22 protein-coding genes, 1 other RNA gene and 1 pseudogene are annotated in these 24,104 nt (G+C 31.9%); 19 read left to right on the forward strand and 5 right to left on the reverse strand.

What is annotated here, in order from left to right:
• Window positions 1-69: 69 nt before the first annotated feature.
• The 3 genes and pseudogenes from BUE95_RS09630 to BUE95_RS09640 all read left to right on the forward strand — a co-directional run bounded on the left by BUE95_RS09630 (window position 70) and on the right by BUE95_RS09640 (window position 3,730).
• A pseudogene (locus BUE95_RS09630) lies at window positions 70-386 on the forward strand (four helix bundle protein).
• 93 nt (window positions 387-479) lie between these two features.
• Window positions 480-1,727 (forward strand): tRNA lysidine(34) synthetase TilS, encoded by a 1,248-nt coding sequence (tilS, locus tag BUE95_RS09635; RefSeq protein ID WP_317041533.1) that lies wholly within the window; start codon window positions 480-482, stop codon window positions 1,725-1,727.
• On the forward strand, window positions 1,724-3,730 hold the full coding sequence (locus tag BUE95_RS09640; protein ID WP_073583865.1) for a protein-disulfide reductase DsbD family protein: 2,007 nt from the start codon (window positions 1,724-1,726) through the stop codon (window positions 3,728-3,730). Before tilS ends, BUE95_RS09640 begins: the two co-directional genes overlap by 4 nt.
• A gap of 72 nt (window positions 3,731-3,802) precedes the next feature.
• On the opposite strand, the gene BUE95_RS09645 is transcribed toward BUE95_RS09640, so the two are convergent.
• Window positions 3,803-6,340 carry a zinc-dependent metalloprotease gene (locus BUE95_RS09645; protein WP_073583867.1) on the reverse strand — a complete coding sequence of 846 codons (2,538 nt, stop codon included), beginning with the start codon at window positions 6,338-6,340 and terminating at the stop codon, window positions 3,803-3,805.
• 187 nt (window positions 6,341-6,527) lie between these two features.
• Between BUE95_RS09645 and BUE95_RS09650 the strand changes: the two genes are divergently transcribed.
• The 3 genes from BUE95_RS09650 (at window position 6,528) to BUE95_RS09660 (ending at window position 8,456) form a co-directional block, all read left to right on the forward strand.
• Window positions 6,528-7,478, forward strand: coding sequence for an NAD(P)H-dependent flavin oxidoreductase (locus tag BUE95_RS09650; protein ID WP_073583869.1), 951 nt, complete (start codon window positions 6,528-6,530; stop codon window positions 7,476-7,478).
• Between the two features lie 34 nt (window positions 7,479-7,512).
• Window positions 7,513-7,902 carry a hypothetical protein gene (locus BUE95_RS09655; protein WP_073583871.1) on the forward strand — a complete coding sequence of 130 codons (390 nt, stop codon included), beginning with the start codon at window positions 7,513-7,515 and terminating at the stop codon, window positions 7,900-7,902.
• Between the two features lie 83 nt (window positions 7,903-7,985).
• Complete coding sequence (locus BUE95_RS09660) at window positions 7,986-8,456, forward strand: hypothetical protein (RefSeq protein WP_073583873.1); 471 nt, start codon at window positions 7,986-7,988, stop codon at window positions 8,454-8,456.
• 78 nt (window positions 8,457-8,534) lie between these two features.
• On the opposite strand, the gene BUE95_RS09665 is transcribed toward BUE95_RS09660, so the two are convergent.
• Entirely contained in the window at window positions 8,535-9,578 is a 1,044-nt protein-coding gene (locus tag BUE95_RS09665) for a glutaminyl-peptide cyclotransferase (protein WP_073583875.1), read from the reverse strand.
• An 88-nt stretch (window positions 9,579-9,666) separates the two neighbouring features.
• On the opposite strand from BUE95_RS09665, the gene ffs reads away from it, so the two are divergent.
• From ffs to BUE95_RS09685, 4 genes are all read left to right on the forward strand, one after another.
• Window positions 9,667-9,764: signal recognition particle sRNA small type (gene ffs, locus BUE95_RS09670), an RNA gene on the forward strand.
• Window positions 9,765-9,832: 68 nt separating this feature from the next.
• Complete coding sequence (locus BUE95_RS09675) at window positions 9,833-10,831, forward strand: enolase C-terminal domain-like protein (protein WP_073584194.1); 999 nt, start codon at window positions 9,833-9,835, stop codon at window positions 10,829-10,831.
• 37 nt (window positions 10,832-10,868) lie between these two features.
• A complete protein-coding gene (locus tag BUE95_RS09680; protein ID WP_073583877.1) occupies window positions 10,869-11,672 on the forward strand; it encodes an SDR family oxidoreductase in 804 nt (267 codons plus the stop codon).
• A gap of 95 nt (window positions 11,673-11,767) precedes the next feature.
• On the forward strand, window positions 11,768-12,292 hold the full coding sequence (locus BUE95_RS09685) for a GNAT family N-acetyltransferase (protein ID WP_073583879.1): 525 nt from the start codon (window positions 11,768-11,770) through the stop codon (window positions 12,290-12,292).
• 11 nt (window positions 12,293-12,303) lie between these two features.
• Here the strand turns inward: BUE95_RS09685 and BUE95_RS09690 are convergent, their stop codons facing one another.
• Entirely contained in the window at window positions 12,304-13,182 is an 879-nt protein-coding gene (locus tag BUE95_RS09690; RefSeq protein WP_073583881.1) for a Brp/Blh family beta-carotene 15,15'-dioxygenase, read from the reverse strand.
• A gap of 109 nt (window positions 13,183-13,291) precedes the next feature.
• Between BUE95_RS09690 and BUE95_RS09695 the strand changes: the two genes are divergently transcribed.
• Entirely contained in the window at window positions 13,292-14,026 is a 735-nt protein-coding gene (locus tag BUE95_RS09695; RefSeq protein WP_073583883.1) for a bacteriorhodopsin-like, read from the forward strand.
• A 126-nt stretch (window positions 14,027-14,152) separates the two neighbouring features.
• Window positions 14,153-14,809 (forward strand): fructose-6-phosphate aldolase, encoded by a 657-nt coding sequence (fsa, locus tag BUE95_RS09700; protein WP_008257736.1) that lies wholly within the window; start codon window positions 14,153-14,155, stop codon window positions 14,807-14,809.
• Window positions 14,810-14,893: 84 nt separating this feature from the next.
• On the opposite strand, the gene BUE95_RS09705 is transcribed toward fsa, so the two are convergent.
• Complete coding sequence (locus BUE95_RS09705) at window positions 14,894-16,294, reverse strand: TlpA family protein disulfide reductase (RefSeq protein ID WP_073583885.1); 1,401 nt, start codon at window positions 16,292-16,294, stop codon at window positions 14,894-14,896.
• 156 nt (window positions 16,295-16,450) lie between these two features.
• Between BUE95_RS09705 and BUE95_RS09710 the strand changes: the two genes are divergently transcribed.
• From BUE95_RS09710 to BUE95_RS09735, 6 genes are all read left to right on the forward strand, one after another.
• The gene (locus tag BUE95_RS09710; RefSeq protein WP_073583887.1) at window positions 16,451-18,070 is read left to right on the forward strand and encodes an ABC-F family ATP-binding cassette domain-containing protein; all 1,620 of its coding nucleotides are present in this window, start codon (window positions 16,451-16,453) and stop codon (window positions 18,068-18,070) included.
• 211 nt (window positions 18,071-18,281) lie between these two features.
• Window positions 18,282-18,821 carry a bifunctional pyr operon transcriptional regulator/uracil phosphoribosyltransferase PyrR gene (gene pyrR, locus BUE95_RS09715; RefSeq protein WP_073583889.1) on the forward strand — a complete coding sequence of 180 codons (540 nt, stop codon included), beginning with the start codon at window positions 18,282-18,284 and terminating at the stop codon, window positions 18,819-18,821.
• A 90-nt stretch (window positions 18,822-18,911) separates the two neighbouring features.
• Window positions 18,912-19,841 (forward strand): aspartate carbamoyltransferase catalytic subunit, encoded by a 930-nt coding sequence (locus BUE95_RS09720; RefSeq protein WP_073584196.1) that lies wholly within the window; start codon window positions 18,912-18,914, stop codon window positions 19,839-19,841.
• Window positions 19,842-19,846: 5 nt separating this feature from the next.
• Window positions 19,847-20,788 (forward strand): tetratricopeptide repeat protein, encoded by a 942-nt coding sequence (locus BUE95_RS09725; protein ID WP_073583891.1) that lies wholly within the window; start codon window positions 19,847-19,849, stop codon window positions 20,786-20,788.
• A gap of 30 nt (window positions 20,789-20,818) precedes the next feature.
• Window positions 20,819-21,151: a ribonuclease Z gene (locus tag BUE95_RS09730; RefSeq protein ID WP_073583893.1), complete on the forward strand. Its 333-nt coding sequence runs from the start codon at window positions 20,819-20,821 to the stop codon at window positions 21,149-21,151.
• Window positions 21,152-21,224: 73 nt separating this feature from the next.
• Window positions 21,225-22,130, forward strand: a complete 906-nt coding sequence (locus BUE95_RS09735; RefSeq protein WP_073583895.1) for a ribonuclease Z — start codon at window positions 21,225-21,227, stop codon at window positions 22,128-22,130.
• A gap of 67 nt (window positions 22,131-22,197) precedes the next feature.
• Here the strand turns inward: BUE95_RS09735 and BUE95_RS09740 are convergent, their stop codons facing one another.
• A complete protein-coding gene (locus tag BUE95_RS09740) occupies window positions 22,198-22,704 on the reverse strand; it encodes a hypothetical protein (protein WP_073583897.1) in 507 nt (168 codons plus the stop codon).
• A 212-nt stretch (window positions 22,705-22,916) separates the two neighbouring features.
• Between BUE95_RS09740 and BUE95_RS09745 the strand changes: the two genes are divergently transcribed.
• Complete coding sequence (locus BUE95_RS09745; protein WP_073583899.1) at window positions 22,917-24,038, forward strand: cysteine desulfurase family protein; 1,122 nt, start codon at window positions 22,917-22,919, stop codon at window positions 24,036-24,038.
• The last annotated feature ends 66 nt before the right edge of the window (window positions 24,039-24,104 follow it).

Here is a 24,104-nt window from a genome sequence, read left to right on the forward strand (position 1 = left end):
GGGATTATGGAAAAGTAAAAAACAATAAACATGAAAAGTTATAGAGATTTAATAGTTTGGCAAAAATCGATGAGTTGGGTTACATCGGTTTATTCTCCAACATCAAAAATCCCTAAAAGTGAAAAGTTTGGGTTAATTTCACAAATTAGGAAAAGTTTAGTCGCTATTCCTTCAAATAGAGCTGAAGGTATGGCAGAAATTATAAAAAAGATTATTCAAGATTTTTGCAGATTTCAAGAGGTTCTTTGTTTGAATGTCAAACCCAAATAGAAATCGCAATAAATTTAGTTTTTATTTCAAGGGAAGATTGTAAAGAAATTAATAATTTGACTATTGAAATCGAAAAAATGCTAAATTTATTAATGAATAAATTATCAGAAAACTAATCCCTATTCCCTTTTTACTAATTACTTTTGATAATGCTTACAAAACTCCAAAATCATATCACACAAAATTTTCCTCAACTAAAAGGAAAAAAAATGCTCTTAGCGGTTAGTGGCGGCATTGATAGTATGGTTTTGTTGGATTTGTTTTATAAGTTGAGGTTTACTATTGGCGTAGTACATTGCAATTTCCAACTGCGAGGAAAAGAAAGTGATGGAGATGAAATGTTAGTTAGAGAAATATGTCAAGATAGCGACATTCCTTATTTTATCAAGACGTTTGATACAATCGATTTTGCTAAAGAAAATAAACTATCCATTCAATTAGCCGCTCGAAAGTTGCGTTATGATTGGTTTCAAGAAATTATTTCATTTGGATTTGATTATGTTTTAACGGCACATCATTTGGATGATAACGTAGAAACGTTTTTAATCAATTTTACTAGAGGAACTGGCTTAGAAGGATTAACGGGAATTCCAGCTCAAAATGAAAACATTATTCGTCCGTTGTTGCCTTTTTCACGTGAAGAAATTGAAAATTATGCTAAAGAAAATAACATTAAATGGCGAGAGGATTCCACCAATACATCGGATAAGTATTTTAGAAATAAATTGCGTCACGACATTGTTCCCATATTAAAAGAATTGAATACGGGATTTTTAGATTCTTTTCAAAATACCTTACACCATTTGCAAGAATCAGAGCGTTTGGTTGAAGATGCTTCAAACATGGTTTATGAAAAGGTTGTTGAAAAGAAGGAAAGTCAATTGGTAATTCATTTGAAACCATTGCTTCAATTCCAAAATCACAAAGCGTATTTGTACCAATGGCTTAAAAATTATGGCTTTTCGGCTTGGAATGATCTTTATGATTTGGTGCATGCACAATCAGGAAAGCAAGTGTTTTCAGAGACCCATGTTGTGTTGAAAGACCGTGAGAAATTAATCCTTTCCGAGAGAAAACCAACAGATAAGGCTGTAGTTTTTAGTATTGAATCTTTGGATAGTAAAGTTAATATTCCCTTAAAACTTAGGTTTTATAAAGGAGTTAACACAATGGAACGACATTCCAATTGTATATTTGTAGATGAAAGCAAACTTAAGTTTCCATTGACCATTCGAAAGTGGAAAGAAGGAGATTATTTTTATCCCTCTGGAATGAATGGAAAAAAGAAATTGAGTAAGTATTTCAAAGATGAAAAATATTCACTTTTAGATAAAAAAAGCCAATGGTTATTATGTTCGGAAGACCAAATTGTTTGGGTAATTGGAAAGCGAGCTGATAATCGATTTTTATTAAAAGAAAAAACACAAAACTGTATTAAAATCACCTTAGAAGAATGAGAAAATATTTTGCCTTAATCGCCTTAATTTTTGGATTTTTTGGAAATGCACAAATTTTAAATCCAGTTCAATGGAAGACGAAAGTTGTTCAAAAATCTGCCACTGAATTTGAATTGATTATGGATGCTACTATCGAAAATGAGTGGCACATGTATTCGCAATTTACACCAGAAAACGGACCACTTCCAACAGTCTTTGATTACAAAAATGCTAAGGGTAACTTTGATTTAGTTGGGAAAACCAAAGAAAGTCCCTATAAAAAAGTATACAACGATATTTTTGAAGTTGACGAATATTACTTTGCTAAAACGGCTCAGTTCAAACAAATCATAAAAGTTACCAATCCCAAACTAAAAGAGGTAAAAGTTTATGTGGAATACCAAGTTTGTAAGGAACAATGTATTCAGCAAGATGCTACGTTTACTTTTAAACTGCCTGAAATTAAGGTAGAAGAAGTTGTGCCATCAAATGTTGTTACAGCCGATACAGCAACTGTTATTATTGATACAACAACCGCTTCAGTAGTAGTACCAGAAAAACCAACAAAAGAAATTACGACAACTTCGACTCCAAAAACGGAAGAAAAAGGATTATGGTCTATTTTCTTTTTGGCTTTCTTAGGGGGATTTGCAGCTTTGTTAACACCCTGCGTTTTTCCAATGATTCCAATGACGGTAAGTTTCTTTACCAAGCAAAGCAAAACTAAGGCTGAAGGAAAGAAAAATGCAATTTTATACGGTATATCAATTATACTAATTTATGTAATTTTAGGGTCTTTAGTAACTGGAATTTTTGGAGCAGATTCTTTAAACGCGCTTTCTACAAACGTTTGGTTTAATTTAATTTTCTTCGGATTATTAGTGTTCTTTGCAGCTTCATTTTTAGGAGCGTTTGAAATTGTTTTACCAAATTCTTGGGCCAATAAGGTTGACCAACAAGCGGATAGAGGAGGATTTATAGGAATCTTGTTTATGGCATTGGCACTGGCAATTGTATCGTTCTCATGTACAGGTCCAATTGTAGGTACTTTATTAGTAGAAGCAGCATCCAAAGGAGGTTTAGCGCCAATTATTGGAATGTTAGGATTCTCGTCAGCTTTAGCTTTACCGTTTATGTTGTTTGCAATGTTCCCAGGCTGGATGAATTCATTGCCAAAATCAGGTGGCTGGTTAAATACCGTTAAAGTTTCATTAGGATTTTTGGAGTTAGCATTAGCGTTTAAATTTTTGTCGAATGCCGATTTGGTAGTGCAAGCCCATTTATTAGAAAGAGAAGTGTTTTTGGCTATTTGGATTGCTATTTTTGGAGCTTGGGCATTGTATTTGTTTGGAAAATTAACGCTACCACATGATAGTCCAATGACTCATTTATCTGTTGGAAGATTGTTTATGGCAATTTTTGTATCGATATTTACGATTTATCTAATTCCAGGGTTATGGGGTGCTCCTTTAAAAATTATTTCAGGATTTCCGCCACCAATGACCTATAGTGAAAGTCCGAATGGAGTAGGAGCTTCTGTAGGTAATACCACAGCAGCTGTTGCACTTCCAGAGAATGCTCATTCAGGACCACATGGAATTATCGCTTTTCATGACTATGAACACGGTTTAGCCTATGCAAAGAAAGTTGGAAAACCTATTTTATTAGATTTCACGGGTCATGCTTGCGTAAATTGTAGAAAAATGGAAGATTTTGTTTGGTCGAAGCCAGAAATCTTAGCTATTTTAAAGGATAAAGTAGTTTTAGTTTCGTTGTACGTTGATGACAAACGCGAATTACCTAAAGAAGAACAATACGTTTCCAAAGAAACAGGTAAAGAAATAGTGACCATTGGTAACAAATGGAGTGATTATCAAATTACACGATATAAAAATAACGCACAACCTTATTACATTATTTTAGATAGTGACGGAAAGGATATCACGCAGCAAATTGGTTATACACCAAATGTTGATGAATACAAAAAATGGTTAGAAGAAGGAATTTCTAATTTTAAAAAATAATTTTTAATAGCCTACAATAAAAAAGGGATAACTGAAATGTTATCCCTTTTTGTTGTTTATTAATATCCTAAATTATTTAGGCTTCATTGCATTTTCAATTCTTGCTACTAAATCATTTAAATGGAATTTAGTTAAACGATCTGTAGAAACTGCCGCAGCTGTTTTTAACTGATTTTTTAACTCGTTTAATTGACCACGAGCAATAGATGGGATATCGGTATCTGCTAAAACAATTCTTCTTCCACCAAAGAAAGTTACATTTGTTTTTTCGCTAGACATGGTTTCGATTAATTTTGAAACAAACAGTTTTTGTAAATTTCTACGATAAATATCAACAGCTGTGTTACTTCTCAATTCAGAGAAAATACCTCTTCTCAAATCGCTCATCAATTCGTCTACAGAATAGTTTGCTTTGTTTTGAGACGAAGTTTCTAACAATCTAACTAATCGATCTCCAGCTAACAAGCTAGAAAGTGTTCCATCTTGAATAGATTTAATTGCTTCAACACCATTTTCAGGTTTAATTTTTGACAAAACATTTTGATCCAATAACCACATTGGTGTTTTAAACAATTGATCGTTTAAGAAAGCTACTGCTTCATTTTGAATTGTAGAAGGGACCACTTCATATTTATTTCCTTCCATGTCATATGTTTTTGGTGTTTCGTAGATACCACCCACATTTTTAGTAACATGCCCCATATAACGTCTGAACTGACCTGTTAATGAGTTATACAATCCGTTCAATTCATCATAATCTTCCCCGTTTTCCTTACTCCAAACGATAAGATTAGGTAAAATTCTTTTTAAGTTTTTGATTCCGTATTCAGAAGCTTTCATCGCATTATCTCCTAAGTCTTCTGTTTGATAACGAGGATCGTATGGATTTGTTTCGGTACCAAACCACAAACGACGATTTTTATAAGCGTCTTTGGTCATTTCATTTAACAAGGCTTTCTCACTATCTTCATCTTTTGCATCTTTGAAGTAAGAATAACCCCATTTAATAGCCCATTTGTCATAATCTCCAATTTTAGGAAATAAATCTTTAACGCCATCTTCTGGTTGTGCAACATAGTTGAAACGAGCATAATCCATGATAGAAGAGGTGTGACCGTTTTTCTTTTGGAATTCAGGATCTCTTAACATTTCTACTGGAGTAGCAAAACTTGCACCCATATTGTGACGTAATCCCAAAGTATGTCCCACTTCGTGAGCCGCAACGAAACGAATTAATTCGCCCATTAGTTTATCATCAAACTTGATATTTCTTGCAGCAGGATCTACAGCTGCAGTTTGTATCAGGTACCAATCACGCAATAAACTCATGATGTTATGATACCATCCAATGTGACTTTCTAAAATTTCTCCCGTTCTAGGGTCGTGTACATTTGGTCCGTATGCATTTTGTATATCAGCAGCAAAATAACGTAACACTGAAAAACGAGCATCTTCTAAACTCATTTCTGGATTATTTTCAGGCCAATATTCACCACGAATAGCGTTTTTCCAACCTGCAAATTCAAAAGCTTCTTGCCAATCATCAATACCTTGTTTGATGTAAGGTTTCCATTTATCTGGTGTTGCAGGATCTAAATAATAAACAATTGGTTTTTTAGGCTCAATTAATTCACCTCTTTTTTGTTTTTCTGCATCTTCTTCGTTTTTAGGCTCTAATCGCCATCTTACAGCAAAAACTTCTTTGTCTGCTTTTTGAGAATCCTCCTCAAATACATCATAATCATTAGCAAAATAACCAACACGCTTATCAAAAGCTCTCTTTCTCATTGGTTTTTGTGGTAACAAAATCATAGAAGTATTAAATTCAAAAGTAACTACACCAGCATCTACACCAGCAGGTAAATCAGTCCCAATTCTTGGTGTTGGCGTTAGCGAAATTTGTCTCGGAACTGTGGTATATGTTTTTACAGTTCTGATTTCGGTATTAATTGGGAAACTTTTAATGGTTTGAATAAAAGAGCGGTCTTTTTGGAAGGCCTGAACTTTAAGCATTTGTTTATCAATTGATCCAAGAGAAAAAGTTTGTAAATCAGAATCAAAAGCAGCAGTCATATCAATAACATATCCTACATTCTCTTTTCCGTTTGCATCTTTTTTGTATGCTAAAACATCATAATTACCAATGATAGGATCAGCGCTTGAATTTTTTACAGCTTTCGTAATAGGTTTGTCTTCATCTGGAGTTGCAATAACATAAGTAACGGAACGCACTAAGATGTTGTGATTTAAACCTTTTTCAAATTTTATCACTTGACGATTTACTTCCTCGCCTCCAAAAATCCCACCTCCTGCTGGAGTTTTAGAATAACGGGTAATTGTCATAATTTCTTTACCAATCAAAGAATCGGCAATTTCAAATAAGTATTTGTCACCTACTTTGTGAACATCAATTAAACCGTTTTGTGTAACAGCAGTAGTGTCAATGACTTTTTTGTAAGGTTTTGGTTCCTTTTTGTTGTCAGGTTTTTTTGCCTCTGCAGGAGCTTCTGTTACCTGACCTTTCTTAACTTTTTTCTTTCTTTGAGCAGTAACATCACTTGCACTAAAGAGTAAAAGCAAACAACTTAATAAGGTTAATTTTTTTATCATAATTTAATTTAACAATGGTTATGAACCAAATTTATTTAAATTCGTAGTGATTGTATAATAATTAAGTTTTTATTATGATTTTTAACAAATGTTTTCACAAAATAGCGTTTGTAGAACAAAATAATAATTTTTATATGCATGCATAGTATTTTTTACTATATTTGAAATTCAAAAAAGATATAATATAATGAAAAAACAAGCACTTACTTCGCTTTTGCAAATTACACATCCAGTAATCATGGCACCTATGTTTTTAGTTTCCAATACTAGAATGGTTATTGAAGGGATGAAAAGTGGTGTTGCAGGTTGTATTCCTGCTTTAAATTATAGAACTTTAGAAGAATTAAAAACTGCAATACAAGAATTAAAAGCCGCTAAAGTTTCAGGAGGAAGTTTCGGATTCAATTTAATAGTCAATAAATCCAATGTAAAATACAAAGAACAATTGCGTATTTTGTGTGAAGAAAAAGTGGATTTTATCCTGACATCATTGGGTTCTCCAGAAGAAACAATCATAGAAGCTCATAAAGCAGGAATCAAAGTTTTTTGTGATGTTACGGATTTAGCTTTCGCCAAAAAAGTAGAAAGTTTAGGTGCGGATGCACTTGTAGCAGTGAACAATCAAGCTGGTGGACATCGAGGTAATATTGATCCGGAAACTTTAATTAAGCAATTAAATGAAAACACATCATTACCCGTAATTTCTGCTGGTGGAGTAGGTAGTAAGACCGATTTAGATAAAATGTTAAGTTTCGGGGCTGTAGGCGTTTCTGTAGGAAGTCCGTTTATTGCATCAATTGAATCTGGTGTTTCACAAGATTACAAGCAAGCATGCGTCGATTATGGTGCAAAAGATATTGTAATGACAGAACGTATCTCAGGTACGCCTTGTACGGTGATTAACACCCCTTATGTTCAAAAAGTAGGAACCAAACAAACGTGGTTAGAAACACTTCTAAATAAAAATAAGAGTCTTAAAAAATGGGTCAAAATGATTCGCTTTTATATTGGAATGAAAGCTACCGAAAAAGCAGCTACACAAGTAACTTATAAAACCGTTTGGGTAGCTGGACCAAGTATTGAAGATACCAAAGCTATTTTGCCCGTTTCTGAAATTGTATCTAAATTAGTTAAGTAGTTCATTTATATTTACATTTGCAAAAATAAACCAATTGAAAAGAGTCGCTCATTATATTGTTACCGCTTTAACCATTTTCGTATTCGGTTATCTGTTGTTACATAGTAATGATACTTCGGCTATTTCTCAACCGATAAAAAAGGAATCTACAAAAGAAATTTCGCTTCATTTTAGTCAAGGAAAAATTGATTTTAATCAAGAAGGAATTCAAAAAGAATCGATTTCATTAAAAACGAGTCAAAATTATTCGGGTTCAACGGAAATTGCTAGAAAACAAATTCCTTCGTTTTTATTACCAACTTCCTTCGTTCAATTAGAAATATTTAATAAAAATAGTTTTGAAGTTTTCTTTGTTAAGAAGAACCTTTTACATCTGTTTTTAAACACATCTAGAATCATTTTTCCGTTTCATTATTTTTGGTAAAATTTATTTTAAGTTTCGTTAATCCCTTGTAAATAGTATACTTGGGAAATCTTATTATACACTTAATTTAAAATAAATTCAAAATGGATATTACCAACACTCTAATAGGAATCGTATTTTTTTCATTAATCATTATTCCTATTTTCATCATCAATAACAATGTTAGAAAAAGAAAAAATCAATTATTAAATACCTTAAACGAATTATCATCAGATAAAAATACTAAGTTCTCAGATACCGATTTTTGGGCAAACAATTCAGGAATTGGATTAAAAGGCGATATGTTAGCATACTTTAGAAAAGCAGACGATAAGCAAGTTAATGAGGTTGTTGATTTAAGAGAAGTTAAAAAATGTACTTTAGTTCAGTTTGACAAACATGGAAATACTCCTAAAAACAACCATGAAATCAACAAATTAGCATTGTACTTAACATTAAGCAATCATAGAGAAATTAATTTGGTATTCTTTCATGCCGATGCAAAAAATTTCATCATCGGAGAAGAATTTAGAATTGCTAAAAAATGGTTCGAAATTATTACGAGTAAAATTTAAAAATAAAAATGCCCCAAATAGTATCTAACTTTTTGGGGCATATTCAAATTGAGACTTTTTTATAAACTTTGAGTAAATTTACTCAACAATAATTTCAAAAGTTTTATCCCAATTTTTACCCGTTACAAAATACGTTTTTGTTGCAGGATTGTAAGCAATTCCATTTAAAACATCTATTTCTGCATGTTTTGTAACCTTTGTTTTTAATTCGCTTAGATTAATAATAGCTTCGATAGAACCATTCTTAGGATTTATAATAGCAATAGCATCTTTTTGATACACATTTGCCCAAATTTTTCCATTAACCCATTCCAATTCATTAACGGCTTCAATCTTAGCACCATTTGTATAAACGTTAATATAATCTTCAACTTTTAAGGTTTCTGGATTTAAAATGTAGATTTTTTCAGTTCCATCACTCATGTATAATTTTTCTCCGTCATTGGTAATTCCCCATCCTTCGGTTTCAAATGAAAACGTTTTTTCTAATTTAAAAGTTTTCGCATCATAAACGAAACCTGTTTTTTCTTGCCATGTTAGTTGATAGATTTTGTCTTTTAAAACTGTAATTCCTTCGCCAAAATATTTGTCTTCTAACTTAATTTGTTCGGTTACTTTTCCAGTTTTATAATCGGTTTTTCTTAAAGTTGATTCTTTGTATTGACCAGTTCCTTCTAATAATACGCCATTATAAAATTCAAAACCTTGCGTGTAAGCATTAATGTCATGCGGATATGTATTGACAATTTTATAATTCAAAATCTTTGGTTCGGCATTAGCGTAAATTGAAAATCCAGAAGTGATATCAATATTTTGTCCTTCAAAATAAACTAAAGCCTTAATCGTTTGGTTGCCTAATTTCTGATTGTTTAATGCAAAAGATAATTTTTCATTTCCTTTTACCGAACCAATTTTAACTTCGTTAATATAGTAAACAACAGAATCGATTGTTTTATTTTCTTTGTTTTGAAGAACCAAATCAATGCTTTCTTCTAGCTTAAGAATAGGTTTTATAGTAGGATTTTCAATTGAAAATAAATTTTTTAATGCATTTTCATCGTCTTTACATGAGGTAGAAACAATTCCTAATACTATGAAAGCGAATAGCTTAACTTTTAACATGGTTGAATTATTTTATATCGTAAATATACAATCATTTTTTATACTCACAATTGCCTTGCAGAAATATAAAAAGGTTGTATATTTGCACCGGCAAGTCCTACACGACCAGCTCCTGCAGACTCCTCCAGGGTGGGAACACAGCAAAGGTATGTGGTTGTAGCGGTGCGATGTAGGTCGCTTGCCATTTTTTGTTTCTTATGAATTGTAGTCCCGATTGTTCGGGATTTTTTATTTTTACTCCAATTCTAATTCCTATGCAAATCACTTGGCAAATTGTTCGCTTACAATTAAAAGAAACATTTTCAATTAGTTATGGAAGTTACTCGTTTAGAGAAGCCTTAATTATATCGCTTTCCAAAAACGGAAAGACAGGTTATGGCGAATGCACCGCAATTGATTACTACGGAATTAATTTAGCCGATTTCACTCAGAAATTAGTCGAAATTCAAGCTCAAATCGAAAAACAATCCATAAAGCATCCTTCCGAATTTTATGCTTTTTTAGAAAGTTTAAAGCTACATTCTTTTTTACGCTCTGCTTTAGATTGTGCGTATTGGGATTTATTTGGGAAGTTAGAAAATAAGAGTTTCTTAGAATTAAATTCGATTAAAATAAAGCAATTAACCGAATCTTCCATCACGATAAGTGTTGCACCAATTGAAGAACAATTGCAAAAAATCGCAAAATCAGATTGGAATAAATTCAAAGTAAAATGGAATCATTACGATGAAAAAGCGTTGGATGTATTGTTGAATTGCGAAAAAGAAATCGCTTTAGATGCGAATGGAAGCTTCTCTATTTCCGAATGTCAGAAATTGGAAGAAAATCCGTTATCAGCTCAATTTACTTATATGGAACAACCCATGAAAACTGGAATTTCAAATTATTCTCATTTGAATGCTTCCAAATTTGCGAATTGGATGGCAGATGAAGATTACCAAGAAAAAACAAAACTTTCCGATTTAAAATCGCATTATAAAACTATCAACATTAAATTAGTCAAAACGGGTGGATTGACTCCAGCTTTACAACTAATCAAAGAAGCTCGAGCAAACGATTTCAAAATCATGATAGGCTGCATGACGGAATCTACCGTTGGAATTTCAGCTGGAGCTGTTTTGGTTCCGTTAGTGGATTATGTAGATTTAGATGGCGCGAATTTAATTGCTAACGACATCGCTTTTGGAAGTACCATCGAAAAAGGAAAAGTATTGCTTTCGGAGAAAGTTGGGTTAGGAATTTCCTTGAAATAATATAAAGCCGTATTTTCGCACTATAATTCACAGAAAAATGAGTAAAGTAGTATTAATTACAGGTGGTTCATCAGGAATTGGAAAATCAATTGGCGAGTTTTTGCACCAGAAAGGTTTTGTGGTATATGGCACAAGCCGAAATCCTGAAAAAATCACGAATTCAATATTTCCATTAGTAGCTTTAGATGTTCGCGATAAGCAAAGTATTTTTAATTGTGTAGCTGAAGTTATCCAGAAATCTGGACGATTGGATATTGTAATTAATAATGCAGGAGTAGGAATTACGGGACCAATTGAAGAAATCCCAACAGAAGAAATCAGAAACAATTTTGAGACGAATTTATTTGGTCCAATTGAAGTGATGAAAGCAGTTTTACCTCAAATGCGAGAACAAAAATCGGGTTTAATCATTAATATTACTTCAATTGCTGGTTATATGGGATTGCCTTATCGTGGCATTTATTCCGCTTCAAAAGGCGCTCTTGAATTAATTACTGAAGCTTTACGAATGGAAGTAAAATCCTTTGGAATCCAAATTACCAATGTGGCTCCAGGTGATTTCGCAACGAACATTGCTGCAGGTCGTTATCATGCGCCAGTGGTAAAAGGTTCAGCTTATGAAGTTCCTTACGGAAACACCTTAAAAGAAATGGATTCGCACGTGGATAGCGGAAGTAATCCAAACGAAATGGCAGAAGCAATTTTTGCTATTATTCAAACAGAAAAACCAAAAGTGCATTATAAAGTTGGGGCTTTCATGCAAAAGTTTTCTATTGTTTTAAAACGCATTTTGCCGGATACGGTGTATGAAAAAATGTTGATGAATCATTATAAGTTGTAGATTGGTAAAAGGGGATGGGTGAAGGGTGAAAGAAGTTGTCAACCTGAACTTGTTTCAGCTTCTAAATTAATATCGTTCTCATAAAATATTTAATCATGCTAAACATCTCTATCATAAAAGCCGAATTACAAGACATTGAAAAGCTTCAAAAAATTGGAAGAAAAACTTTTTTTGAAACTTTTTCGGAAAGTAATTCAGAAGAAAACATGCAAAAATATTTGGAGGAAAGCTTTTCTGTCGAAAGATTAATAACGGAACTCAGTAATAAAAATTCGGTATTTTATTTTGCGATTTTTGATCAGGAAGTAATTGGTTATTTGAAACTTAATTATGGCGATTCGCAAACCGAATTAAAAGACAATAAAGCGTTAGAAATAGAACGAATTTATGTTTCCAAAGAGTTTCACGGTAAAATCGTAGGACAATTGTTGTTCGATAAGGCTATTGATGTAGCCAAGCAGAAAAAAGTTGATTATGTTTGGTTGGGCGTTTGGGAAGAAAACCTACGGGCAATCCGTTTCTATAAGAAAAATGGTTTTGAAGCATTTGATAGACATTTTTTTAAATTAGGAGATGATGAGCAAACAGATATCTTGATGAAATTGAATTTGAAGAATTAAATCAAACCGTTTTATTTTTCATACATTTTTACAATTACCAATACATGTGGAAACGTTATTGAGGCCAAGAATGAGAAAAATAAAGCATCAAAGATGATCATATCTTTCGCTGTAAAGAATAATATTCCTATACCCATGATAGAAAATAACCAATAAAAAAAAGCGGTTTTTAAGTATCTTACAAAATTTTGAAGGTTATACTTTCCATATAAGAACACAATTTGTTCATAAATAGATGGGATACTATGCCAAAAAATAAAGTAAATGGCAAAACTCCATATTAAATTCGAGGATTTAAATAGAATACATAGTAAGAAAAGATAAAATAATTGCTCCACACCCCACTTTTTTATTAAATGCGATTTCCTATAAATTATTACAGTAGTTACTAGTAATAAGGTTGTTATAATAAGGAATGCATTAATAATTAAATTATTTGATAGTTTAACTTGAGCTATCTTATTGATAATCTCAATTACTTCCTCCTGATTAAAAACAAATAATAACATTAGAATTTCAAGTCCATATACTAACTGAAACATTTTAATTAGTTTTTTATTACAATCCTTAATTAAATGATGCCAGTGTTGTTCTCCAAAGTGATAAGCACTTACTAATATAAATAATAGCAATGCTAATATTGGAATTTTAGTAAACAGAAATACAGAAATCAAGACTACTGTTACGTAGGAAGTCAATATTTTTATGAAAGTATACTTTTTTTTAGTTTCCAAATGATTTATTAACACCAAATCATTAGCTCCATGTAAAATTCCAAAGGTAAAAATTAGTAAAAATCCCAGAATAACTTGGTTATCGTCTGATAAATAAGATGTTAGCCAAAGTGCTAAAAAGCTTGTCAAGACCGATATTTGCTGTACTTTATACATTTTTTTATTTTTTTGTTCAATATTTTTTTTAAAAATTTAAACAAAATATTTTTTATTTCGTTTAATCTTTAGTAAATTTACTTAAACAAATCAATAAAAACTATTTATTATGTCAAATTTTATGTTTTTTTCAGCTAGTGTAGCTAAGATGCTACCAAATGATTATGTTGGTTTTACATTCTTTATTGGGAGTATGGCTATGATGGCTGCTTCTGCATTTTTCTTTTTATCATTAAGTCAATTTGATAAAAAGTGGCGCACATCAGTATTAGTGTCAGGTTTGATTACTTTTATTGCCGCGGTTCATTATTTCTACATGCGTGATTATTGGAATGCTTTTCAAGAATCACCAACTTTTTTTAGATATGTTGATTGGGTATTAACGGTACCATTAATGTGTCTTGAGTTTTATTTAATTTTAAAAGTTGCAGGTGCAAAACAGAATTTATTGTGGAAAATGATTTTTCTATCAATTATTATGTTAGTTACCGGTTATTTTGGGGAAACAATTTTTAGTAATCAGGCTGCATTATGGGGATTCATCTCAGGTGTTGCTTATTTTTGGATTGTTTATGAAATTTGGTTAGGTGAAGCATCAAAATTAGCAGTTGCTGCAGGTGGTGATGTTTTAGCTTCTCATAAAATTTTGTGTTGGTTTGTACTAGTGGGATGGGCTATCTACCCATTAGGTTACATGTTAGGAACAGAGGGATGGTATACAAGCTTCTTGGGTAAAGGAAGTGTGGATGTTGCCTACAACATTGCAGATGCTATTAATAAAATTGGATTTGGATTGGTTATTTACAATTTGGCTGTTAAATCAACTTCAAATGTAAAAGCGTAATCTCTTTTTGCTTCTACTAAACCGCTTCATTTTTGGAGCGGTTTTTTTATTTTATCATTTTAATGTGGTTTTGATTTCTTACTTTTGCATTTCAAAACAACACACAATACTTAAAATTTAAAAAAGATGAAATTTTTTATTGACACAGCTAATTTAGAACAAATTAAAGAAGCACAAGAATTAGGAATTTTAGATGGCGTTACTACAAACCCATCGCTAATGGCTAAAGAAGGCATTACCGGAAAAAACAATATCCTAAAACACTACGTAGACATTTGTAACATTGTTGACGGTGATGTAAGTGCAGAAGTTAATGCAATGGATTTAGAAGGAATGATTAGAGAAGGTGAAGAGTTAGCAGAATTGCATGAGCAAATTGTAGTGAAATTGCCTATGACTAAAGAAGGGGTTAAAGCTTGTAAATATTTTTCTGATAAAGGAATTAAAACTAATGTTACTTTGATTTTCTCTGCTGGACAAGCTTTATTGGCTGCAAAAGCGGGAGCAACTTATTGTTCTCCTTTCTTAGGAAGATTAGATGATGTTTCTACAGACGGTTTAAATTTAATTGATGAAATTCGTCAAATTTATGATAACTACGGATTTGAAACTCAAATTTTAGCGGCTTCTGTGCGTCACACAATGCATGTGATTAACTGTGCTAAAATTGGTGCTGATGTTATGACAGGTCCTTTATCATCTATTACAGGATTGTTAAAACATCCATTAACAGATATCGGAATTGCTCAGTTTATTGCAGATTACGAGAAAGGGAATAAATAAGTTCTACAGGTATTAAAATCAAAAAGCGTTCTAATAATAGAACGCTTTTTTCATTACAAATAGTTAACCACAACAATCTATAATTTATTTTAAATTTTCTTCGAAGTTAACATCAAAGAAATTGGTAAAACCGTTCTTTATAGTGCCATCAGCATTAACAATAATCACCCGGTGAATTTTTGTAATCACCCATTTTTTTCTGATCGATTCAAAATCAGTTGAATGAAGTTCTGTAAATTGATTTAAATTATATTTCTTAAGAGCTTCTTTCCATTTATATTCGGTGTCATTAACGTTGATCGCTATAAAGTCATAGTTGGGATATTTTGCTTTGAATTCAGCTGCTTTCTTGTGAGACGAAAGCAAGTGTGATTCTGCAAGAGTTGTCCAAAAAAACAAAACAGCAGGTTTTTTTCTATCCGAAACCAAAACATTTTGATTGTTTTTATCAATCAATTTTATCTCGGGTAGTATATTTCCAATTTTTAAATTCTGAACAGCGTTATAAATCTCCTTAATTTCTTGTTCTTGCTTTTCATCAGTAGACAATGCCAAATAACGTTCAATAAATTTTTGATTATTGTACATGTTTTGGTCCTCTAACAAATACATCAAAGCTACATTTTTAAGAACATTATTTTTTACCCTTTGATTTTTGATTAAAGTATCGGAAATATTTAACTTAGTAATATTGTTGTCTAAAGAGTTTTCATTTAAATCTTTTCTATTATTCTGTAATGAAAGATTGTTCAACATGACACTTACATATCGAACATATGGGGAATAGGTCGTTAAAACCTCATTGTTAAAATCTACATTTTTTCGATGGCTGTAATAGTCTTCAGGTAAAGATTTTCTAATGTTTTCACCAGTTCTAAATTGGTGTGCATATGGATAAATTTCTTTTTTGGTTATGTGATGAAAATCTAAACTTGATTTGGCAATTAAATCGAAATCTTCACCCCAACCAATTTCTGCTTTTTTCTTGAGATAAAAAGATTTTCTTATAGCATAACTTGAATCTATATTTTTGATGAACTGTTTAACATTTCTATCAAAAGTATCATACATTAATTCTTTATCGGATTCGTTTTTAAGATACAATTCCATTAAAAAATTATTCTTTTCATCACCTCTTCCACAAAAAACTACTGAATTATCAAAATCAAAAGTATTCAGACGTACCATAAGACTATCGTTTTTATCAAAATAAACATATTGATATTCAGGATGGTGTTTAAAGGTATACAAACCAGGTGCTAAAGAATCAAATTTGTGTATGAATCTATTTTGTTTGTCTAAAAAAATAGTATCCACAACTTCATTGTCTTTCATGAAAATCACATATTTGTCTTGGGGATTTATGATTTCACCTCCAAAGTAAGCAACATAATCATCTGAAGCAAAGTCTCTTTTACAAGAGGTAAGCGAAAGTAAAATTGCTGAAAATGATAAGGTTATGTATTTAAAATAGTTTTGGGTCATTCAATGATGAAGTTTATTATCGAAAACAAAAATATTAGTAATTATTAGATTAGCTTGTTAAGGTTCAGTTAAAATAAACTTAATATTATTCTTTATAATGTAAGCAAAAATCTACTTATTTTAGTAATTTTGCAACAGTTTTAAAAAAAAGTAAAAATGTTAACAGTTTCAAATTTATCGGTTCAATTTGGTAAACGAATTTTATTCGATGAAGTAAATACAACGTTCACTCAAGGTAATTGTTATGGAATAATTGGTGCCAATGGCGCTGGGAAATCTACTTTCATGAAAATTATAGCTGGTGATATGGAGCCTACTTCGGGTAGGGTTATTCTAGAGCCAGGTAAACGTATGTCGGTTTTAAACCAAAATCACAATTTATTTGACGAACACACTGTTTTAGAGACGGTTTTGATGGGAAACAAAGTACTTCATGCCATCAAAACGGAAATGGATGCGCTTTATGCGGATTACACGGACGAAAATGCTAACAGAATTGGAGAATTGCAATTGCAGTTTGATGAAATGAATGGATGGAATGCTGAAAGTGATGCAGCAACGATGTTGTCAAACTTAGAAATTGGAGCAGAACATCATTACACATTAATGGGAGATTTGGATGGTAAACTAAAAGTTCGTGTGTTATTAGCACAAGCCTTGTTTGGTAACCCAGATGTTTTGATAATGGATGAGCCTACAAATGATTTAGATTTTGAAACCATAGGTTGGTTAGAAAATTTCTTAGCGAATTATGAAAATACCGTTTTAGTGGTATCTCATGACCGTCACTTTCTAGATGCCGTTTGTACGCATATTTCGGATATCGATTTTGGTAAAATCACACATTATTCGGGAAATTATACGTTTTGGTACGAGTCTTCACAATTAGCAGCTCGTCAGAAAGCGCAACAAAATAAGAAAGCAGAAGAGAAAAAAGCGGAACTAGAAGAGTTTATTCGTCGTTTTAGTGCAAACGTTGCTAAGTCGAAACAAGCAACTTCTCGAAAAAAAATGATTGAAAAATTAAATTTAGACGAGATTAAACCTTCAAGCAGAAGATATCCTGCGATCATTTTCGAAACCGAAAGAGAAGCTGGAGATCAGATTTTAAATGTACAAAATTTAGCAGCATCAGTTGAAGGAGAAGTATTGTTTAAAAATGTAGATTTAAACATGGCTAAAGGAGATAAGATTGTTGTTTTCTCAAAAGATTCAAGAGCAACTACTGCTTTTTATGAGATTTTGAATAATAAAATGAATCCAGATGCAGGAACATTTGATTGGGGAATTACAACAACGCAATCATACTTACCAGTTGAAAATCATGAGTTTTTTGATGGTGTAGATTTAAATTTAGTGGATTGGTTACGTCAATGGGCTAAAACAGAAGAAGAGCGTGACGAAGTTTATGTTCGTGGATTTTTAGGTAAAATGATTTTCTCTGGTGAAGAAGCTTTGAAAAAATGTAATGTTTTATCGGGAGGAGAAAAAGTACGTTGTATGCTGTCTAGAATGATGATGATTAGAGCCAACGTTTTAATGCTAGACGAACCAACAAACCATTTGGATCTTGAATCCATTACAGCGTTTAATAATTCGTTGAAAAATTTCAAAGGTTCGGTTTTATTTACCACTCATGACCACGAGTTTGCACAAACGGTTGCCAACAGAGTTTTAGAATTAACACCAAATGGTGCGATTGACCGATACATGACCTTTGATGAGTATTTAGAAGATGATAAAATCAAAGAATTGAGAAAGAAAATGTATTCTTAAATAGGAATCCCGTTGCTAATTTTAGTAACGGGATTTTTTTTATTCAAAAGCCGCAGATTACACAGATTATCACTTTTTTTCTCTAATATTAATCCCTTTAAATCATATAATCCGTGGCAAAAATATTTTGTTTAAATATGAATATTCTCTTTTCTTTACAATACGATTGTTATTAGAAATATAAATTCTAAATTTGTACAAACAACACACTATGAGTCAAAAAGTTTTGCTCACTTCAAAAGAAGTTCACATTATACTACATCGATTAGCTTGTCAACTAATTGAAAATCATTTAGATTTTTCCAAAACTGTTTTAATAGGATTACAACCAAGAGGTAAATATTTGGCCGAAAGAATTAAACAAATTCTGGAATCCGATTACAATATTTCCAACATTGAATTAGGTTTTTTAGACATTACGTTCTTTCGTGATGATTTTAGAAGAGGTGAAAAACCTTTAGAAGCCAACAAAACCCAAATCGATTTTTTAGTTGAAGATAAAAAAGTAGTCTTCATTGATGACGTTTTATATACCGGAAGAAGTATAAATGCGGCTTTAACTGCAATACAATCTTTTGGAAGACCATCAGAAGTAGAACTTTTAACGCTAATCGACAGAAGATTCAGTCGTCATTTACCAATTCAACCCGATTACAGAGGAAGACAAGTGGATGCTATAAACAATGAAAAAGTAATTGTAAAATGGCAAGAAAATGATGGGGAAGATGCAGTATACTTGGTAACGAAATAGCATAATTGAATGCAGATTTTCGGATTTTTAGACGTCCGAAATAATTATATCAGAAATCAGAATATCCGAACAATCAGAATATCCAAAACAATGAAAGAATTATCAGTAAATCATTTAATCGGAATAAAATACATTACCAAACAAGATATTGATTTAATTTTCGAAACGGCAGACCATTTCAAAGAAGTGATCAATCGTCCTATTAAAAAAGTACCCTCTTTACGAGATGTTACGATTGCCAACATTTTCTTCGAGAACAGTACGAGAACCAAATTATCTTTCGAATTAGCACAAAAGCGTCTTTCAGCAGATGTTATGAGTTTCTCAGCGGCCCAATCGTCGGTAAAAAAAGGAGAAACATTGATTGATACGGTGAATAATATTTTAGCCATGAAAGTGGATATGGTGGTGATGCGTCACAGTAGTCCAGGGGCGGCTCATTTTTTGTCGCAAAATATTGGAGCAAGTGTTGTAAATGCAGGAGATGGTGCTCACGAACACCCAACACAAGCCTTATTGGATAGTTTTACAATTAGGGAAAAATTAGGTGATGTAGGCGGAAAGAAAATCGTGATCGTAGGGGATATTTTACACTCGAGAGTAGCGTTATCCAATATCTTTGCTCTTCAAATGCAAGGTGCCGAGGTTAAAGTCTGCGGACCAAAAACATTGATTCCAAAATACATTGAATCACTTGGAGTTACGGTGGAACATAATCTTCGTAAGGCTTTAGAATGGGCAGATGTGGCGAATATGCTTCGCGTTCAAAACGAACGTTTGGATGTTAGTTATTTCCCAACCACAAGAGAATATACCCAACAATATGGCGTTACCAAAGAATTATTAGATTCGCTAAATAAAGAAATTGTAATCATGCACCCTGGTCCAATTAATAGAGGAGTGGAAATCACTTCAGATGTTGCCGATTCACAACAATCGGTAATTTTAGAACAAGTGGAAAATGGAGTTGCGGTACGAATGGCGGTAATTTATTTATTGGCAAGTAAGATTAAGAATTAGTACTTATGAAAAGTCTTTTTAGATTGTTTATATTCATTTTTATATTTCAAACACAATTTAGTTTTGGCTGTCTGAATGGAGAAACTTTAGAATTGAAAAATGGGGTTTTATTATATCAAGATAGTGAATATATGGACATTCCTAAAGGACATGATTTTTATAAACAAGATTTTGAAGCAATAATTAAGGACTTAAGAAAATTATATAAAGAAACAAAAGATATTGATTATTTATCCGATGTAGGAGTTGTTTTAATTCTTCAAAAAAAGTATAATGAAGCAATAAAATTATATAATGAGATTGAAAAATCACATCCTAATAGATATTCTACAGCTTCCAATTTAGGAACAATCTATGAATTGACTGGAGATAATATAAATGCTTTAAAATGGATTGAAAAGGCAATTAAAATTAATACTAAATCTCATAATGGTTCTGAGTGGATTCATGTCAATATTTTAAAAGCGAAGGTAAATGGTTTAAATTTTTCAAGTCAAAATATTATAAATACTGATTTTAGTTTTGAATCATTTCCTAATACTGATTTAACTAAAAATAATTTAAGTTCTTTGAGATTTCAAATTTATTTTCAGTTAAATGAAAGAATGTCATTTATAAAGGCGAAAGATAAATCAATTGCTATTTTACTATTTGATTTAGCTAACATTGATTATTTACTTGGAAAAAAATCAAGTCAATACAAAGAACTTTATAAAATGGCTATTGACTATGGTTTTGATAAAAAATTTGTTGAAGATAGATTAAATGCGATTGAAAAACATGAGCTTATTAATAAAAGTGAAGTTAATGATTTAACAATCAAAGAAGAAAATTCAAAAAAAGTAAAAATTGATAATAAAGAAAACCCAAATTTTATAATTTACTTATTCCTTATAGTCGTATTAATAATAATTTCTTATTTACTATTTAAGAAATTTAAAAAATAAGTATCTTAGCATAAAATCAGAATTCAACAAATGAAAGTCGATCAAAAAGGACATACTACAATAATTAAAGATACCCACAACAATGTGGAAGCTTTTGTGGAAAAGTTAACTAATGAATATCATGCATTTCAAGGTCAAAATTTGATTTTGGATGTATCGCAAGATAAAGCTATTTCCAATGCCGATTTAGCGCATTTTAAAGACTTAGCCAAAAACCACAAAAAGACAAAAAAATCAATGATTATCGTTACTGACACGGTTGATTTTAATAAAGTTCCCAATTATTTAAACGTAGTTCCTTCTGTCTTAGAAGCCCACGATATGATTGAAATGGACGAAATTGAACGCGATTTGGGATTTTAATGATGGATGCTGGGTGATGGAAGTTGGAAGAAAAACTTGAAACCTGAAACTTGAAACCTGAAACTTTTTAACCTTGAAACTACAAATACTCGGTTGTTACGCAGCCACTCCAAGAACCATAACGAATCCCACATCACAAGTTTTAGACATAAAAAATCATATGTTCTTAATCGATTGTGGTGAAGGGACGCAGGTGCAATTGCGCAAGCATAAAATCAAGTTTTCTCGCATTAATCATATTTTTATTTCGCATTTACACGGCGATCATTTTTATGGATTAATTGGTTTGATTTCGACTTTTATGTTGTTAAATCGCGAAAATGATTTGCACGTGTATGGTCCAAAAGGAATTAAAGAAATTATTTTATTGCAATTGCGGGCTTCAGGTTCGTTTACGGGATACAATTTGTATTTCCACGAATTAGAATCTACAGCAAGTGAAGTTATTTTTGAAGACGAAACGGTAATGGTAAAAACGATTCCCTTAAATCATCGGGTGTATACTAACGGATTTTTGTTTCAAGAAAAGTTAGGAAAACGTCATTTGAATGTTGAAGCGGTTGCCAAATACAAAATTGAAAAAGTCTATTTCGACAAAATCAAATCTGGTGGTAATGTTACGTTAGATTCAGGAGAAGTGATTGCAAATGAATTGCTTTCGTTTCCACCAGATGCACCAATGAGTTATGCTTTTTGTAGCGATACTTTGTATGATGAAGCTATTGTTCCCATTATAAAAGATGTCGATGTGTTGTACCATGAATCTACCTTTTTAGATTCTGAAATGCAATACACCGAAAAAACCAAACATGCAACAGCAAAAGAAGCGGCTAAAATTGCGAAATTAGCCAATGTAAAGCAACTGATTTTAGGACATTATTCCACAAGATATGGTTCTATCGAACCTTTCAAAACTGAAGCACAAACCATTTTTAAAAATGTTCTTTTAGCTGATGATGGAAAAGAATTCGAATTCTAAAGTACTATGATATAAAAAAACGGACTATTCTATATTGAATAGTCCGTTTGCTTTTTAAAATAAGCTACTAAAAGGTAATCTCGTAGTTACCAAAAATATATTCAGTAAAACTGAATGAATTTGAAGCTCCAGAAAAATTAACATTGATAAATCGGATGTTGTGCGTTAGTCCAGTCTGCGTTACACCATCTGTAGCAAATAATGTATTAGTAATAATTTCAATCGTTCCTCCTGTAGCATTCCATTCTTGTTCTACAATGGGAGTTGCAGGAGGTATTAAATCACAAATACTAGCTTGTGTTACATTTCCAGAATAAATTCGATAAATTATTTGATCGTTCGATGTGATGTTGATAATCTTTGGATTTCCATCAGGCGTTTCTTCAGTAGGAAATTCCGATTCCGGAATATTAATTAACAACATTTCATCCCCATTAATTTTGAAAATTAAATCATTACTGGTGCAATCTTGTACCGCTACCGTATCAAAATTAAAAGATTCTAATTTAATATCGCCATCATCACAGGCTTGTAGCATAAATACTGAGGCTACTAATACTAGAAATTTTTTCATGGATTAATCGAATTTGTGCAACAAAAATAAAGGTTTTAATTTATTAATTAACTAAACTTTGTTAATTTCAATACGAATTGAATTTAAGATTTGTAAAATAAAATGATTTGTATCTTTGCACTATGAAATGAGCACTTCCAGATTTTTAGTTTTTTTACCAATTTTCATGTGCGAATTACATTTGACCAATAAAAAACAATTGAAAACCTCAAATGAAAAAAGTGTATTTAGATAACGCCGCAACTACGCCCATTCATCCAGAAGTAATTACTGCCATGATGAACGTGCTTCAAAACGATTTTGGAAACCCATCTTCTACCCATAGTTTTGGTCGAAGCGCCAAGACGTTGTTGGAATCATCGCGTAAATCCATTGCGAAATTACTAAATGCTCAAGCTTCTGAAATTATTTTTACGTCAAGTGCCACTGAAGCTACAAATTGGATTTTAACCAGTGCTGTGAAAGATTTGGAAATCAAACGCATTATCACAACTAAAATTGAGCATCACGCAACATTACACACTGTCGAACATCTAGCAAAGGAATTCGGAATTCTAGTCGAATACATTTCTATTTTACCCAACGGAAACATCGATTACCATGATTTGGCAGCTCAATTACATTCGGAAGTTCCAACACTAGTGTCATTAATACACGTAAATAACGAAATAGGAACGATTTTAGATATCAAACGTGTTTCAGACTTATGCATGTATGCAAAAGCTCTTTTTCATTGCGATACGGTACAATCTATCGGAAAAACAAATTTAGATGTGCAAGAGTTAGGAATTGATTTTTTAGTAGCAAGTGCTCATAAATTTCATGGTCCAAAAGGAATTGGGTTTGCCTATTTGAAAAAAAATTCGATGCTACAGCCCATGATTTTTGGTGGCGAACAAGAAAAAGGCATGCGTGCTGGAACTGAAGCCGTACATCAAGTCGTAGGAATGGCAAAAGCTTTAGAATTAGCTTACGCGAATTTAGAAAGCGATACACAATATATTTTCGATTTAAAAGAGTATTGTATTTCGGAATTGAAAAAAGTATTTCCAGAAGTGAAAATTAATGGAGAAAATACGTTTTATAACCTTTTAAATGTTCAATTGCCTTTATCGGAAGAAAAGACTTCAATGTTATTATTTACGTTGGATATGAAAGGAATAGCAGTTTCACGCGGAAGTGCTTGTCAAAGCGGAAGTATTAAACCATCGCACGTTTTAGCCGAATTTTTATCACCAGAAGAGACAAAAAAACCAAGTTTACGAATTTCTTTCAGTCATTTCAATACAAAAGAAGATATTGATTTGTTGGTTGAGGCTTTAAAACAAGCATAACTATTACCGTCACTTCGAGTGATTTTTAAAAGAAAAAATGCTAATTTTTGCTTTTAAAAATTGTAT

Origin of the sequence: Flavobacterium cucumis, assembly GCF_900148835.1 — a bacterium.
In the GTDB taxonomy this organism is placed as follows: domain Bacteria; phylum Bacteroidota; class Bacteroidia; order Flavobacteriales; family Flavobacteriaceae; genus Flavobacterium; species Flavobacterium cucumis.